The organism is Cupriavidus sp. CuC1 (assembly GCF_044627735.1).
GTDB lineage: Bacteria > Pseudomonadota > Gammaproteobacteria > Burkholderiales > Burkholderiaceae > Cupriavidus > Cupriavidus ulmosensis.
Window position 1 is genome coordinate 20,553 of the sequence record NZ_JBIUHC010000066.1, and the last position, 15,355, is coordinate 35,907.

11 protein-coding genes and 2 pseudogenes are annotated in these 15,355 nt (G+C 61.7%); 2 read left to right on the plus strand and 11 right to left on the minus strand.

Annotated elements, in window-relative coordinates:
* Window positions 1-188: 188 nt before the first annotated feature.
* The gene (locus tag ACGLHR_RS26095) at window positions 189-1,163 is read right to left on the minus strand and encodes a LysR family transcriptional regulator (protein ID WP_267600617.1); all 975 of its coding nucleotides are present in this window, start codon (window positions 1,161-1,163) and stop codon (window positions 189-191) included.
* A 130-nt stretch (window positions 1,164-1,293) separates the two neighbouring features.
* Between ACGLHR_RS26095 and ACGLHR_RS26100 the strand changes: the two genes are divergently transcribed.
* Window positions 1,294-2,493: a fumarylacetoacetate hydrolase family protein gene (locus tag ACGLHR_RS26100; protein ID WP_400096961.1), complete on the plus strand. Its 1,200-nt coding sequence runs from the start codon at window positions 1,294-1,296 to the stop codon at window positions 2,491-2,493.
* Between the two features lie 478 nt (window positions 2,494-2,971).
* On the opposite strand, the gene ACGLHR_RS26105 is transcribed toward ACGLHR_RS26100, so the two are convergent.
* Together ACGLHR_RS26105 and ACGLHR_RS26110 are read right to left on the minus strand one after the other, a co-directional pair.
* On the minus strand, window positions 2,972-4,258 hold the full coding sequence (locus ACGLHR_RS26105) for an amidase (protein ID WP_400096963.1): 1,287 nt from the start codon (window positions 4,256-4,258) through the stop codon (window positions 2,972-2,974).
* 12 nt (window positions 4,259-4,270) lie between these two features.
* Window positions 4,271-4,495, minus strand: a pseudogene (locus ACGLHR_RS26110) (ABC transporter ATP-binding protein); the annotation flags it as partial.
* On the opposite strand from ACGLHR_RS26110, the pseudogene ACGLHR_RS26115 reads away from it, so the two are divergent.
* Window positions 4,419-4,640 (plus strand): annotated as a pseudogene (locus ACGLHR_RS26115) (hypothetical protein); the annotation flags it as partial. The pseudogenes ACGLHR_RS26110 and ACGLHR_RS26115 sit on opposite strands and share 77 nt — an antisense overlap.
* Before the next feature lie 90 nt (window positions 4,641-4,730).
* Here the strand turns inward: ACGLHR_RS26115 and ACGLHR_RS26120 are convergent.
* The 8 genes from ACGLHR_RS26120 to ACGLHR_RS26155 form a co-directional block, all read right to left on the minus strand.
* Window positions 4,731-5,711, minus strand: coding sequence for a tripartite tricarboxylate transporter substrate binding protein (locus tag ACGLHR_RS26120; protein ID WP_400096965.1), 981 nt, complete (start codon window positions 5,709-5,711; stop codon window positions 4,731-4,733).
* Between the two features lie 298 nt (window positions 5,712-6,009).
* On the minus strand, window positions 6,010-7,404 hold the full coding sequence (locus ACGLHR_RS26125; RefSeq protein ID WP_400096967.1) for an amidase: 1,395 nt from the start codon (window positions 7,402-7,404) through the stop codon (window positions 6,010-6,012).
* Between the two features lie 6 nt (window positions 7,405-7,410).
* A complete protein-coding gene (locus tag ACGLHR_RS26130) occupies window positions 7,411-9,084 on the minus strand; it encodes an ABC transporter substrate-binding protein (protein WP_400096968.1) in 1,674 nt (557 codons plus the stop codon).
* Window positions 9,048-10,667, minus strand: a complete 1,620-nt coding sequence (locus ACGLHR_RS26135) for an ABC transporter substrate-binding protein (protein ID WP_400096970.1) — start codon at window positions 10,665-10,667, stop codon at window positions 9,048-9,050. Before ACGLHR_RS26135 ends, ACGLHR_RS26130 begins: the two co-directional genes overlap by 37 nt.
* 49 nt (window positions 10,668-10,716) lie before the next feature.
* Entirely contained in the window at window positions 10,717-11,616 is a 900-nt protein-coding gene (locus ACGLHR_RS26140; RefSeq protein ID WP_400096972.1) for an ABC transporter permease, read from the minus strand.
* The gene (locus tag ACGLHR_RS26145) at window positions 11,613-12,566 is read right to left on the minus strand and encodes an ABC transporter permease (RefSeq protein ID WP_267600627.1); all 954 of its coding nucleotides are present in this window, start codon (window positions 12,564-12,566) and stop codon (window positions 11,613-11,615) included. Before ACGLHR_RS26145 ends, ACGLHR_RS26140 begins: the two co-directional genes overlap by 4 nt.
* 28 nt (window positions 12,567-12,594) lie before the next feature.
* Window positions 12,595-13,566, minus strand: a complete 972-nt coding sequence (locus ACGLHR_RS26150; protein ID WP_400096974.1) for an ABC transporter ATP-binding protein — start codon at window positions 13,564-13,566, stop codon at window positions 12,595-12,597.
* A gap of 8 nt (window positions 13,567-13,574) precedes the next feature.
* Window positions 13,575-14,618: an ABC transporter ATP-binding protein gene (locus ACGLHR_RS26155; protein ID WP_400096976.1), complete on the minus strand. Its 1,044-nt coding sequence runs from the start codon at window positions 14,616-14,618 to the stop codon at window positions 13,575-13,577.
* Between the last annotated feature and the right edge of the window lie 737 nt (window positions 14,619-15,355).

Sequence of the window (15,355 nt, forward strand, 5' to 3'; positions counted from 1 at the left end):
GCCATGGATTGCATTGGGGGGGCTCCTCGGATGGCGCCCCCAACGTTCTGCCCGGGGCACATCCGGGGGGCTATCGTTTTTGTCTGGAGGCGCGCGTTGCGGCACTTCCACGGCCCCCATTCTAGAGGGACGCCCGATACCTTCCCAATGATAAATTTGGATTGAACAATAACCTCACGCTATCGAAATCAGGCCGGCGCCGCCGCATCGTCCGCCATGCCGCCAGCCATTCCACCCGTCGCCCCCTGCAGCAGGATCGAGGCGAACTCCCGGGCCGAACCGGTGAGCGGCTCATCCTTGCGCGTCAGGATGCCGTAGTCCTGCGGCGTGAGCACCAGGGAAGTGTCGAGCCGCTTCAGCAAGCCGCCCTGGATATGCATCTGGACCATGGACTCCGGCAGCATGGCGATCATCGGCCCGGACTGCAGCACCTGCAGGAAGGTATGCATCGAGATGGTCTCCACGGTGTTGGCCGGCGACGGGATCCCGGCATCGGCGAACGCCCGCTCCATGCGCGCGCGGATCGGCGTGCCTTGCGGGTAAAGGATCCATGGCCAGTCGCCGAGCTGCTCCAGCGGGGTCGGCGTGATGACGCACAGGGGATGCCGGCTGTTGACCACCATGCAGAACGGCTCTGGCTCCAGCGGCTGGAAGGCGAACAATTGCCGTTGGCGCTCCTCGGTGAAACGCGCCACCACCAGGTCGAGCTCCTTCTGTTCGAGCATCTCCAGCAGGTGGTCGCTGGTGTGTTCCACCACCTCGATGGACAGCAGCGGGTAACGTTCCTTGATCTTCACGATGGCCTCCGGCAGCACCAGGGAGGTGGCCGCAAAGATGGTGCCCACTTTCAGAAAGCCATGCCCGCCGCTGCGCAGCCGGTTCATCTGGTCGAGGAAGCGGTGCGCGTCGTTCAGCGCCATCTCCGCGAAACGCACCACCTGCGCCCCCAGCTCGGTGGGCGGCATGCTGCGAGGCAGGCGCTGGAACAGCGCGAAGCCAAGCAGGTTCTCAGTCTCGCGCAGCATCTTGCTGACGGCTGGCTGGCTGATGTTCATCTGCTCGGCCGTGGCGTGCATGTTGCTGGTACGTGCCAGCGTGTCGATCAGCACCAGATGCTTGAAACGGAGCCAATTGCAGAGATGGGAGAAAGCGAGGTCGGCCATGGATGCAATATGCCGGATTTGATAACCCAGCATTATCGAATGTTGAAAAATTGTCATTGGAGTTTATCAGCAGCCCTCTTTAATGTGGAGCGCCTGTACCCTCTCAGACCGCAAGACCGGTAGACGACCCATGCCCCACGTGCAACTCACGCTTTCCAACTCCCTGCCCGAAGACTGGGAACGCGCCACCCTGATCGGCCGCGCCTGGATTCCCGGCGAGATCGCCGGCCCCTCGCCCGTGGCGTTGCGCGCCGACGGCGTGTTCGACCTGTCCCGCTCCTTCGCCACCCTTAGCCAGCTTCTGGAAAACGATTCCCCCCTGCAAGCCGTGCGCAGCGTGCAGGGGCGCCTAGTCTGCAGCATCCAAGACCTGCTCGACAACAGCACCGGCGCGCCGGAACCGGCACGCCCCTTCCTGTTGGCGCCTGCTGATTTGCAGGTGATCAAGGCTGCCGGCGTAACCTTTGCCGCCAGCATGATCGAACGCGTGATCGAAGAGCAGGCCGCCGGCGACCCCGTCAAGGCCGAGAGCGTGCGCCAGATCGTCCAGGCCACCATCGGCGACAACCTGCGCGCCATCCGCCCCGGCTCGCCCGAAGCTATGCGCCTGAAGCAGCTCCTGATCGAACAAGGCATGTGGTCGCAATACTTGGAAGTCGGGATCGGGCCGGACGCGGAAGTCTTCACCAAAGCGCCCGTGCTGGCCAGCGTCGGGTCCGGCGCCGCCATCGGCATCCACCCGAAGTCCGAATGGAACAACCCCGAGCCCGAAGTGGTGCTGGCCGTCGACAGCCGCGGCCGCATCCATGGCGCCACCCTCGGCAACGACGTCAACCTGCGCGACTTCGAAGGCCGCAGCGCCCTGCTGCTCAGCAAGGCCAAGGACAACAACGCCTCGTGCGCCATCGGCCCTTTCATCCGCCTGTTCGATGAACACTTCACCCTGGACGACGTCCGCGCCTGCGTGGTCAACCTGGAAGTGGCCGGCGACGACGGCTACACCCTGCGCGGCGCCAGCTCCATGAACCAGATCAGCCGCGACCCGGCCGACATCGTCGGCCAGACGCTCAACGCCAATCACCAGTATCCGGACGGCTTCCTGCTGTTCCTCGGCACGCTCTTCGCGCCCACAGAGGACCGCGACCACCCCGGCGGCGGCTTCACCCACAAGCTGGGCGACCGCGTGAGCATCCGCAATGAACAGCTTGGCGGGCTACACAACGTGGTCACTCACAGCAGCCAAGCAACGCCGTGGACATTCGGCATCGGCGCACTAATGGCGAACCTAGTCAAGCGAGGCCTGCCGGTTGGAAAGCAAGGGTCTGCCTAGACATCGCGTGGTCCAATGCGAGTAGACCCTGTCGACAACCTGGGCTTAGCGCCATATTTGCAGCGCTGCCAGCGCAAAGCATGAACCGATGCTATGGTGCCGAGCCCGCCCCGGACTTCTTAGACAGCCTGACCAAGTGTATCCCGGTCAGGCCGGCGTTTCCTGGTACATCGGCGCGGTTGACGGATGCCGTCGCGATCGCGGTTGGTTCGTCTCTCGGCGGCGGCGTCGTGGACCGGCTTGGCATTCCAGCGGACTTCGAACTCGGTGCGGTTCTCGCGCTGGTTGGGCTTGCGATGCTCGGGAGCTTCCTCACCCCTCAAAGGGATACTGGCTCAACTTCTTTCCCAGGAGAAAGCCCTGGGACCCGACCGGACTGCCGCCAGAGCGTATAGGTAGCGTTTCCAGCAGCAAGCCGCTGAAGCGAGGTAAGGCATTAAGGAAGCGCTTTCCTGCAATTCTGCTCCATCACGCCTTGTCACGCCATGCTGCGCTCAAGCGCATGCGCGGCCGCCAGTACGCGTGCGTCGTCGCGGAGCGGGCCGATCAGCGTCACACCCACCGGCATGCCGTGCCCACCCATGCCGATGGGCACATGAACGCAGGGATTGCCCAGCAGGGTCCACATGCGGTTGAAGATCGGGTCGCCGGTAGCTGCCAAGCCTGCCGGCGCCTCGCCCTCGGCGCTCGGCGCGAGGACGATATCGACGGTATCGAACACGGCCTCGAATGTCCTGCGCGCGGCAGCCGCAAGGGCCTGGGCTGTGAAGTAACCGCTGCCATCGATGCTGCTGCCCGCGGCCAGCAGCGCGGCAAATGCGCTGCTGAAACCTTCGCGGTGCACGCGCATCTCCGGCGCGAACGCGGCGGCCGCTTCGTAAGCCATGATGTCGATCCGGGCTTGCGTCAGTTCGTCGAATACCCCAGGCAGCACGAGATCGCCCAACACGGCCCCCTGGCTCTCCAGGAAACGCGCGGCGTCGTCGAGCGCGCGACGGCTGTCGTCGCTTGCGCGTCTCCAGTGTGGCGTGCGGCAAATGCCGACGCGCAACCGTACAGCCTGCCCCGCTGGCGGCGCGAGCGGCAGGCGCGCGAGCGACCCGATGAAGAAAGCGGCATCGTCCACCGTGCGTGCCAGCGCCCCCACGGTGTCCAGGCTTGGCGCGAGCGACTTGATGCCGGCCGACGGCAGAGTGCCGTAAGTCGGCTTGTAGCCCACCACACCGCAATAAGCGGCGGGACGCACGATCGATCCTGCGGTCTGCGTGCCGAAGGCGATCGGCACCATGCCCGCCGCCACTGCCGCCGCCGAGCCGCTGGACGAACCACCTGGCGTGCGCGGTGCGTCCGCAGGCGCGCGCGGATTGCGTGTGACGCCGGGCTGGAAGGTCGCGAACTCGGTGGTGACGGTCTTGCCCATCACCACGGCGCCGGCTGCGCGCGCCGCAGCAACGCAGGCGGCATCCATGGCTGGCCGATGCGCCGCGTAGATGGGCGAGCCGTAGGTGGTGGGCATATCGGAGGTATCCATCAGGTCCTTCACCCCGATTGGCAGTCCGTGCAGCGTACCCTTAGCGGGACCCGCATCGAGTAGCCGTGCTTGCTGCAAAGCCAGATCCGGATCGAAATACTGCCAGGCAAGTATGCCGGGCTCAGTCGCCTCAATCTGTTCGATATATGCGCTTACCACCGCCTCAGCGCTGAGTTCGCGCCTCACCATGCGTGCCGCCAGTTCCCGCGCGGACAGTGCCAGGAAATCGTTCATGCAAGTTCTCCATTAGCCGAAATATGCCAAGCGCACTTCGTCATTGCTTGCCAGTACCTCAGACGTACCCTGTACCACGGCGCGTCCCTGCGACAGCACGTAGCCGTAGTGCGAAATAGCGAACGTTTGCCGCGCGTTCTGCTCGACAGGCACGACAATAATGCCCAATGCATCGATCTGCTTGATAACGTTGAAATTCTCTTTCAAATACAGCGGCGACAACCCCAGCGATGGCTCTCCGGCTGCGAAGTCTGGATCGAGCGCAGTCCTCGTCCGAACTTTACGTGAACGAAGCCGCGCAGCGTGCGCGCGCTTACGATTTGGAAAGAATCCCTATAGGCTAATGACAAATGGTTGCGAGCATTTCTGTGCTTGGTGCCTCTATGGTGCAAGCCGTAGCGAACAAGCGCATGCATGCATCATCGACTCGCGTGTCGCCCTGCGGATATCGGCACCATCGAAGCCACCCCAGTCAATTAGCGCGCACGTTCGCGTCTTTAACCACTCTCGCCCACTTTGCCACATCCGTTTTCATCATCGCGGCGAGCTGCTCCGGTGTGCTAGCCTCCAAGATGGCGCCCTGACTACCCAGACGCGCCACCAAATCGGGCGCTGCAACCACCTTCGCCATCTGTGTGTTCAGCAATTGGACGATCTCTTTCGGCGTGCCAGCGGGAGCAAGCAATGCGAACCTGTTTTTGGCGTCGAAACCGGGCAGACCGGCTTCGGCAAGAGTTGGGATATTTGGACTCGTAGGCAAGCGTTTATCGCCCACGACCCCCAGCGCCTTCAGTTTTCCATTTCTCACTAACGGCATGGACGAAGGAACGCTGTCAAAAAAAACGGAAACGTTCCCCGCCAGTAGGTCCGGCATCACATTATTGCTACCCTTATAAGGGACGTGCAGCATATTTATTCCGGCAGCAGTCATGAACAATTCAAGCTCTAAATGAGACGGGGTGCCATTTCCTTGGGAAGCCGCCGTTAACTGTCCAGGTTTTGCTTTGGCCAGGGCGATAAGTTCCTTGACCGAATTTGCCGGGACAGATGGGTGCACTACCAGCATGTGCGGCACATGGCCAACCAGCGAAACAGGCGCGAAGCTTTTCATCATGTCGAAGCCAAGCTTGCTGTAAAGGTTTACCGCAATAGCAAGCGAGCCGGATGCCAACAGCAATGTGTAGCCATCGGGAGTAGCCTTGGCAACCAAGTCTGTTCCGATGGTGCTCCCTGCACCAGGCTGGTTCTCCACCAATACCGTTTGGCCGAGACCTTCCGACAACTTCTGGGCGATGGCACGACCCATCACATCCGTCGCACCAGCGGGTGGAAACGGCACAATCAACTTGATCGGCTTGATCGGATATTGCTGCGCCATCACAACATTCCCGCTAGTAGCTAATACGAACATGGATAGCACTAGAGTTACCAGACGAACAATCTTTTTTCCCATTGAAATCCCCCCTTTTCCTGACTCAATTTCACTCCGAAATCGATTTGAAACGACGAAATAACCATGCAATATCTATGCCGACGTCATAGAGAGAATCCTGCATCAATTCGGCAAGGAATCAACTTTTCCCAGAGGCAATTGCTCCGTCATGGAGTGGGCATAACAATTGACTGCGGGCGACCACCGGCTATCTGGACGAGCGAGCGACCAAGTGTCTCGCTACAGTTACAAAGGCTCAATTCGCAGTCGCTATGACAGCGGGGCGAAAGCGCGGGGCATAAATCTGAAACCATGAACTTTATGCGGCCGCAGGGGGGATACGGTCATGCCAGCCGGTCGCCTGCTGATAGGCGTGGCCGATACGCAGCGCCAGCGCTTCCTGGTAACCACCGCAGGCGATTTGCAGGGAAGTCGGCAACCCCCCGGCGGTAAAGCCGTTCGGCAGTGACAATGCGCACATTTCGAGAATGTTGGCGAAGCGCATGAAGCGGGTCGGCGTGGTCTTCTGATCCACCTCTTGCAGCGGCATTGCCGCCGTCGCCGTGGATGGGGTCAGGAACGCATGGACGCCGGTCAGCGCGGCTTCCATCAACAGCTTCATTTCGTCCCGGTGGCGCAGCGCGGCCAGGTAATCGGTGGCCGAGAGGCCGGCTCCGGCGAGCAACCTGCTGCGCACGAACTCGTCAAGTTTCAGGCTGCGATCCTCGACGGTCGGACCGCGCAGGAAATACGATTCCGACTGCATGATCTGTGTCATCGACACAAAATCGACGAGGCGGAACGGCAGAGTGATGTCGACGATTTCTGCGCCGAGTCCCGCCAGCACTGCCAGCGAACGGTCGTAGGCATCCAGCACGTCGGCCTCGACGCCAGTGCGTTCCGCCGCCGGCAGACGCGCGAGCCGCAGACCGCGCACGCCGTGCTCCAGGGTCGGCATCGGATCGGTCGCCTGACGGCCGCGCGTGACGGGATCCAGCGGGTCCGGCCCTTGCAGCAGATCGTAAAGCAGCGCCACGTCCCGCACTGTACGGGCCATTGGGCCGGGTGTGTCGAGACTGGGGCTGAGCGGCAGGATGCCGTGCGTGCTGATGCGGCCGATCGTCGTTTTCAGGCCGGTAATGCCGCACCAGGAAGCTGGCATGCGGATCGAGCCGCCGGTGTCGGTGCCGAGCGCCCAAGGCGCCAGGCGCGCCGCAACCGCGACGCCGGAGCCGCTGCTCGATCCGCCGGGCGTACGCGGTGTCCTGGCGTCCCATGGATTCCATGGCGTGCCCATATGCTGGTTTGTGCCCCAGGCGCCGCAGGCGAATTCCACCGTCTGCGTCTTGCCCAGCACAATCATGCCTTGATTGACCAGCCGACGCACTACCGTCGCGGTGGTCGTCGCGCGATGATTCAACCTGCTGGCCGAACCTCCGGTGGTGATCCGCCCTTCGATGTCGATGATGTCCTTGATCGCGATCGGAATGCCGTGCCAGGGGCCGAGCGCATGGCCTGAGCGTATGGCCATATCGGCGGCTTCCGCCGCCAGCCGCGCTTCGGGCGCATAGACTTCGACGAAGGCATGCAGTTTCGGATCATATGTTGCGATCCGCGCCAGCAATGCATCCATCAGATCGACCGGCGAGAGACGCCGCGCGGCAACGTCCCACGACAGAATATGCGCGGGAGACAGAAGAGGATCGTTTGTCATATTTTCCTAATGCATACTGACCAGGGTCAGGTCGAGCAGCCATGATTGCGCCGGGACAAAGCCATGCACCTTCTTGTTCATCGCGCGCGGGTTCAGGTCATGCACCACGTAAAGCCATGGCGGATTGTCCACCAGGCGTTCATGCGCGGCGCGGTAAGAGGCCAGGATCATTGCCGGATCCGTTGCCTTCGCCGCCGTGTCCAGCGCCGCCTCGAATCTGTCGTCTTTCCAGTGCTCGAAATTATTGCCCGCCGGCGTAGCGTTGGCCGCGGCAAAATAACGCGCCATCAAGCCGATGTCGGTCGTGGCCGAACTGGGATTGACCGCCATCGCACCGTGCAGCCCGGGATTGTCGGGCGCAAGACGCGCTGTGCTCGACAGCACCTGCCACTCCACCACATCGAATTTCACATCCACGCCGCAAGCCTGCTTCAGGTTCTGCTGCAGTTGTTCGTTCATCGGCAGCGGCAGCATCTGGCCGGAGCCGGAATTGGAAATCATCACCTTGAACGACAACGGCTTTTGCGCGGTATAGCCGGCTTCTGCCAGCAAGGCCTTGCCTTTCGCGGGATCGAAACTGTAGCGATTGGCCGGTTTGCCGAATGCCGGATCATTCGGCTTGAGCCAGCCGACCGCGGGCTCGGCGGTGCCGTTGAGCAGCGACACAATGGCGGGGCGGTCGACGCAATAGTTCAGCGCCTGCCGCACGCGCACATCCTTGAATGGACTGTTCGGGGCGCCCATGTTGTACATCCATGGCCAGACATGCGGATAGGAATTGGTCGAGATGGTGAAACCGGCAGCCTTGAGCGACGGAACGCCGTCGGGCGGCGGCACTTCAATCCAGTCCACTTGACCCGAGCGCAACGCAGCCAGACGGGTGTTGGCTTCCGGTATCGGCCGCAGCAGTATGGAATCGACCTTGGCTTTGTGTCCGGCATCCCAGTAACCGTCCCAGCGCGCCAGCCGCACCGATTGGCGCGGCGTGATCCGAGTGATGCGGAACGGCCCGGTGCCGGCGGCCGGCAGCGTGGCCACGCGGGCCCAATCGTGGCCCGCCTTCTCGAACGAGGCCGGCGAAGTGAACAGCACGTAGACCACCATTAATGGGAAATAAGAAGTCGGCGCGGTCGTGGTGAGCGCAACTATGTTGTCGTCGATCTTCTTATAGCTGGCCAGCAGCGGTACGCGGGCGCGGGTGATACCGGCGGCCCCCGCCTCGAACTGCGGACTTTCCTTTTTGAAGTAGCGATCCAAATTCCAGATCACTGCATCCGCATTGAAATCGGTGCCGTCATGAAACTTCACGCCGCGCCGCAGGTGGAAGATCCAGGTCCTCTTGTCGCTTTTCGCCTGCTCCCAGCTTTCGGCCAATCCCGGCCGTATGGTTGCCAGGCGGTCGGAATGGCTCAGATCCCACAACACCAGTCCTTCGAAGATCGGATAGCCGAGAAAGCGCATGCCCTCCCAACCGTTATTGGGCATGCCGGTGGTGGTCGGGATATCGGCTGCGGTCATGGCGATGCGCAGCGTCTCTTCGGCCTGGGCCGGCGAGACCAGCGCGGCGGCCAGGCCCAGGGCCAAGGTCCAACCGGGGAGAACTCCACGGAAGCGACGAGTGTTCATGAATGGTTTCCCTATTGTTAGTGCAGACTGAGCAGACTCAGATCGACGAACCATGACTGCGCCGGCACGAAGCCATGCACCTTCCTGTTCATCGCGCGCGGGTTCAGGTCATGGACGACGTAGAGCCATGGCGGATTGTCCACCAGGCGTTCATGCGCGGTCCGGTAGGAAGCCTGGATCGTTGCGTTGTCCGTTGCATTGGCCGCCATATCCAGCACCGTCTCGAACTTCGCGTCTTTCCATTGCGAGAAATTCGAGCCGGCCGGCGAGGCGTTGACCGCTGCGAAATAGCGCGCCATCGCGGCGATGTCGGTTGTGGGCGAGCTGAAATTGAGCGCCATCGCGCCGTGCAGCGCCGGATTGTCCGGGTCCAGACGCGCCGCGGTCAGCAGCACTTGCCACTCCGCGACATCAAACTTCACATCCACGCCGCAAGCCTGTTTCAGGTTCTGCTGCAGCTGTTCGTTCATCGGCAGCGGCAACATCTGGCCGGAGCCGGAATTGGAGATCATCACCTTGAACGACAGCGGCTTTTGCGCGGTATAGCCGGCTTCTGCCAGCAGGGCCTTGCCTTTCGCGGGATCGAAACTGTAGCGATTGGCCGGTCTGCCGAATGCCGGATCATTCGGCTTGAGCCAGCCGACCGCGGGTTCGGCGGTGCCGTTGAGCAGCGACACGATGGCTGAACGGTCAACGCAATAGTTCAGCGCCTGCCGCACACGCACATCCTTGAACGGGCTGTTGGCCGCGCCGATGTTATAGAACCACGGCCAGACATGCGGATAGGAATTGGTCGAGATGGTGAAACCGGCGGCCTTCAGCGACGGAACGCCGTCGGCAGGCGGCACTTCGATCCAGTCCACTTGCCCCGAGCGCAACGCAGCCAGACGGGTGTTGGCCTCCGGTATCGGCAGCAGCAGTATGGAATCGACCTTGGCTTTATGTCCGGCATCCCAGTAACCGTCCCAGCGCGCCAGCCGCACCGATTGGCGCGGCGTGACTTGCGCGATGCGGAACGGCCCGGTGCCGGCGGCCGGCAGCGTGGCCACGCGGGCCCAATCATGGCCCGCCTTTTCGAACGAGGCCGGCGAGGTAAACAGAATATAGACTGCCGTAGACGGAAAATATGAGGCTGGCGTGGTTGTGGTGAGTGCAACCGTGTTGTCGTCGATCTTCTTGTAGCTGGCCAGCAGTGGCACGCGCGAGCGCGTGATGCCGGTGGCTCCGGCCTCAAACTGCGGACTCTCTTTTTTGAAGTAGCGATCCAAATTCCAGATCACCGCATCGGCATTGAAATCGGTGCCGTCATGAAATTTCACGCCACGCCGCAGGTGGAAAATCCAGGTCTTCTTGTCGTTTTTCGCCTGCTCCCAGCTTTCGGCCAGTCCGGGCCGTATGGTTGCCAGGCGATCGGAATGTGTCAGATCCCACAACACCAGTCCCTCGAAAATCGGATAGCCGAGGAAGCGCATGCCTTCCCAGCCGTTATTGGGCATGCCGGTGGTGGTCGGGATATCGGCTGCGGTCATGGCGATGCGCAGCGTATCTTCGGCCTGGGCCGGCGAGACCAGCGCAGTGGCCAGGCCCAGGGCCAGGGTCCAACTGGCGAGAACTGGACGGAAGCGACGAGTAATCATGAACGTTTTTTGGATATATAGTTAGTGTCGGTGTCAGGCGTGCGCCGGCCTAGGCCCGTACATCCATGGCTGAGCGCAAGCCGTCGCTGACCATGTTGAAGCCGATGCTGGTAGCGAAGATGCAGAAGCCGGGCAGCATGGTCAGCAGCGGTTGGGTGTAGATCGCACCGCGCAAGGTATTGAGCATCAGTCCCCATTCCGCGTCCGGCGGTTTGGTGCCGAGGCCCAGAAAGGAGAGACCTGCGCCAAGGATCATCGATACGCTGATCAAGCTGGTCGCGTACACGAAAATCGGGCCGAGTACATTGGGCAGCACGTGCACGCGCACGATGGTGAAGCTGCCGGCGCCGCTGGCCCGCGCGGCCTCGATATAGTCGAGCTCCCGAACGCTGGTGGTGACCGTTTCCGCGACCCGGATGATCGGCGGAATGAAGACTAATGTGAGCGACAGGATGATGTTGAAGATGCCGCCTCCCAGCGCGCCGCTGATAGCGACCGCGAGCAGCACCGAGGGAAAGGCGAAGAACACGTCGGTGGCACGCATGATCATCATGTTCACACCGCCGCCCGCAAAGCCGGCGATGATGCCGAGCAGACCGCCGATGGCAAGGGCGATGATGACCGGGGTGATGCCGAGAAACCAGGAGGTGCGCCCGCCGTAGAGCAAGCGCGTAAGCATGTCGCGCCCGAGCTCATCGGTGCCGAGCGGATGATGCTCGAAACCGATCGGCATCAGGCGGTGCAGCATATCGCCCTGGAAGGGATCGTTGGAAGTGAGCTCCGATGCCAACAGGATCGCCGCGAACATAAGCAGCAAAATGACGCCAAAGACGATGGTCGTCTTGTCGCGCCGCAGCCGGCGCGACACGCCATGCCAGTAGCCGTGGCTTTGCGATGCTTGTTTGATTTGGATCGTGAGATCCGCCGGGGTAGTCGAAATGCCGGTCATGAGCGTTTAATCCTTGGGTCAAGGGCGGTCTGGAACAGATCGACCAACAGGTTGAGTGCAACGAAGCACATGGCCAGGACAAGGATCGTGCCCTGCAGCACAGGGATGTCGCGCTGGAAGATAGCGTTGTTTAGCAGAAAGCCGGTGCCGGGCCAACTGAACACTGTTTCGACCAGAATGGAGCCGCCCATCAGATAGCCGAGCTGCAGTCCCATCACCGCGGACGCGTTCGGCGCCGCATTCTTGACCACGTGGATGAAGATGTCACGCCGCAACATGCCTTTTCCGCGCAGCGTTGTGATGAAGTCCTGATTGAGGATCTCGACGACGATGCCGCGCACGGTGCGGGTAATGATGCCCATCGGGATAGCTGCCAGCGTCACTGCCGGCAGCACCAGATGCTGCAGATGATCCAGGTCCCACAACCATACCGCGGATCCGTCGGGCCCCGCCCCCATCGCCGGCAATGCATTCAGGATGACGCCGAATATCACCACCAGCACCATGCCGAGCCAGTAATGCGGCAGCGATACGCCGGCCACCGCGATGCCGACCAGGGTGCGGTCGATCCAGGTACCGCGGAATGCTGCGGCGAGTCCGCCGAACAGCGAGCCGAACACGAAACCGAGCGTGGCTGCGACCATCGAAAGCCGGTAGGTGTTGCCTATCGCATCCGAGAGATCTTCCAGCACAGGCCGGCCGCTGGCGAGCGAGCGCCCCAGATCTCCGTGTACGACGTGCACAAGCCAGATCCCGAATTGCACCGGCAGCGGTTTGTCGAGTCCGTAGTCGTGTTTGAGTTGCACCACCAGCTCTTGCGGTGCGTCGGGCGGCACGATGGCGTTGATCGGATCCCCCGGCGCGATATGCACAAGCATGAAGCAGACGAGGCTGACCGCAAGCGCAATCGGGATGGTATAGATGACCCGGCGCAGCAAGTAGAAAATCACAGGTAACTCCCTCGTGTTCTAGATATGGTCAGACGGCGTCCGGCACGAGCACGCAACGCGTGGCGCGGCTTGGGGAGCGCCTGCGCAGCGCAGGCGTTTCGGCCAGGCATGCTGCTTCGGCCTGGGCGCAGCGCGGCGCAAAGGCGCAGCCTTGCGGCAACCGTTCGAGGTTAGGCGGCGCGCCGAGGATGGTTGCGAGGCGTTCGCCGCGCATGCCGGGGTGTACCGTCGCGCCGAGCAGCCCCTGCGTGTAAGGGTGCAGCGGCCCGCGCATGATTTCACGAGTCGTCCCCTCCTCGATGAAGCGGCCGGCGTACATGACCGCGATCCGGTCGCCGATTTCGCCGGCCACGCCGAGGTCGTGCGTCACGAAGATCACGCCCATTCCCAGTTCTTTTTGCAGCCGCCGCAGCAGTAGCAGGATCTGGATCTGCACGGTGGCGTCGAGCGCAGTGGTCGGCTCGTCGGCCAGCAGCAGCTTCGGGCGGCAAGACAGCGCCATCGCAATGACGGCGCGCTGGCGTAATCCGCCCGAGAGTTCGAAAGGATAGGCATTAAGTCGTTGCTTGGCGGAGGGGATCTGCACCAGCTCCAGCAGATCGAGCGCGCGGCGATCGGCCTCTGCGCGGCTGATACCCTCATGCCGGACGATGGTCTCGGCGATCTGGGTACCGACCTTGAAGACCGGGTCCAGCGCTGTCATCGGCTCCTGATAGATCATCGAGACGACGCCGCCGCGCAAATCGACGAGCTGCCGTTCAGAGGCGGCGATCACATCCTGGCCAGCGATTCGCATGGCACCGGACATCACCGTTTTACGCGGTGGGTTCAGGCGCATCAACGAACGCAACATCACCGATTTTCCCGATCCGCTTTCGCCCAGGACACAAAGCGTCTCACGCGGCGCGAGGTCGAAATCGATGCCGTTGACGGCGCTCACCGTCGCGTCCTTGGACACGAAACTGACCTTCAGGTCGCGTACTTGTACTAGTGGTTCCATGTTGCCCCTTAAGCTGCGACGTGCAGTGAACGGCTGTGGCCGCTACCGCGTTCGGCCATCAGACAGGCCGCGAAATGGCGGTCGCTGACAGCCGCCAGGGCCGGGCTCTGCTCGCCGCAGACCTGTTCGGCATGCGCGCAGCGAGTGCGAAAGTGGCAACCCGAGGGCGGGTTGACCGGATTGGGAGGATCACCGGCCAGCGGCGGCTCGTTGGCGCGCTGCTCCGGATCCATCGATGGCCGGCTGGCCAGAAGCGCCGCGGTATAAGGATGAGCCGCGTCGGTGTAGATCGCGTCCGCGGGTCCGATTTCCACCACGCGCCCGAGATACATCACCAGTACGCGGTCCGACATATGCTGGACCACATTGAGGTCGTGACTGATGAACAGATAGCTCAGGTCGTATTGCGCCTTCAGGTCGACCAGCAGATTGAGCACTTGAGCCTGAACCGATTTATCGAGAGCAGAGACCGGCTCGTCGAGAATGAGCAGGCGCGGCCGCAGCGCCAATGCGCGGGCGATGTTGATGCGCTGGCGCTGGCCGCCCGACAGTTCGTGCGGATAGCGGCGGCCGAACTGGGTGGGATTGAGTCCCACCGCAGTCATCAATTCATGCGCGGCAGCGAGAGATTCCCGTTTGCCCAAGCCATGCACCTGCGGCGCAAAAGCGACAATATCTTCAATGGTCAGCCGGGGATTGAGCGAAGAATAGCTGTCCTGAAACACCATCTGCACCTGGCGGCGGTAGTCTTTCATCGTCAGCCCGCGCGATCCGACAGTCTGTCCGTCGAATGTTATTTCTCCCGCGGTCGGCTGCATGAGGGCCATGATCAGCCGGGAGGTGGTGGACTTGCCGCAGCCTGATTCGCCGACGACGCCTAGCGTCTCGCCTTTGCGCAGTTCGAAGTTCGCGCCGGCGACCGCTTGAACCTTGCCTGGGCTGCGCCCGAACAGGCCACCCTTCAGAGGGAAATGCTTGATCAGGCCCTGAACGCTTAGCAACGCCTGCGCAGGCCCCCCAAGATCGGGAATTTGTTTGAGTGTTTCGGACATGCTTTTCCCAAGTTGATACATGGGATCGCTTGTGCAAGTAGCATGCCAGTATTTCACATATTGCATTCATTATTCGAACCTAGCACAAAGCGCTAGCGCATATACCGCCTGGACGGCAGCCGTATGCGCGCACCTGCCCGCCCATACGCACCTAAAAGCATCATATGTGTGCCTATAATATTGCATCGTGAATGCAAAACGCAGGTGCCGCATCTGACCGGATTGCCATCCTTGTGGTGATCGGATGCCGCTACGTAGCCACCGTTGCCCGGGATGAACGTTATCCATGCATCACTTCGCTGATGTGGTCGTGACGCAAATTGAAGCACCAGCTGCGATTTTTGCAAGGCGATGCTGGTATTGGGCACACGGAACCGAAGCCCTTGAAGTTCGATTGAATAGACGAAACTATCTGCCGTTGAGATTCGCCATGGTCAGGTAGTACCGTGCCGCCGCCAGGCGGTTTGCCGATGCGGGCCGGCACTGCGCGCTCGGGGTCGATCGGCTTGGCGCGTTTTGCCAGATGGGCACGTTGAGCAGGTCGGCCTCTTCCAAAGTTGATACATGGGATCGTGCGCGCAAGTAGCACGGCGCCATTTCGGATGTTGCATTCAATATGCGAACAAAGCGCGAACAAAGTGCGCAACGATTTGCACACTGCGTTCGCACCTAAATGACGCACTGTATGCACCTAAACGAATCGTTCGGTGCACCTATACATTGCATATTGAATGCAA

Coding starts and splice junctions, on each gene's coding strand:
- ACGLHR_RS26095 (WP_267600617.1), bottom strand. CDS start 1,163: ATGGCCGACCTCGCTTTCTCCCATCTCTGCAATTGGCTCCGTTTCAAG.
- ACGLHR_RS26100 (WP_400096961.1), top strand. CDS start 1,294: ATGCCCCACGTGCAACTCACGCTTTCCAACTCCCTGCCCGAAGACTGG.
- ACGLHR_RS26105 (WP_400096963.1), bottom strand. CDS start 4,258: ATGAACGATTTCCTGGCACTGTCCGCGCGGGAACTGGCGGCACGCATG.
- ACGLHR_RS26120 (WP_400096965.1), bottom strand. CDS start 5,711: ATGGGAAAAAAGATTGTTCGTCTGGTAACTCTAGTGCTATCCATGTTC.
- ACGLHR_RS26125 (WP_400096967.1), bottom strand. CDS start 7,404: ATGACAAACGATCCTCTTCTGTCTCCCGCGCATATTCTGTCGTGGGAC.
- ACGLHR_RS26130 (WP_400096968.1), bottom strand. CDS start 9,084: ATGGTTCGTCGATCTGAGTCTGCTCAGTCTGCACTAACAATAGGGAAA.
- ACGLHR_RS26135 (WP_400096970.1), bottom strand. CDS start 10,667: ATGATTACTCGTCGCTTCCGTCCAGTTCTCGCCAGTTGGACCCTGGCC.
- ACGLHR_RS26140 (WP_400096972.1), bottom strand. CDS start 11,616: ATGACCGGCATTTCGACTACCCCGGCGGATCTCACGATCCAAATCAAA.
- ACGLHR_RS26150 (WP_400096974.1), bottom strand. CDS start 13,566: ATGGAACCACTAGTACAAGTACGCGACCTGAAGGTCAGTTTCGTGTCC.
- ACGLHR_RS26155 (WP_400096976.1), bottom strand. CDS start 14,618: ATGTCCGAAACACTCAAACAAATTCCCGATCTTGGGGGGCCTGCGCAG.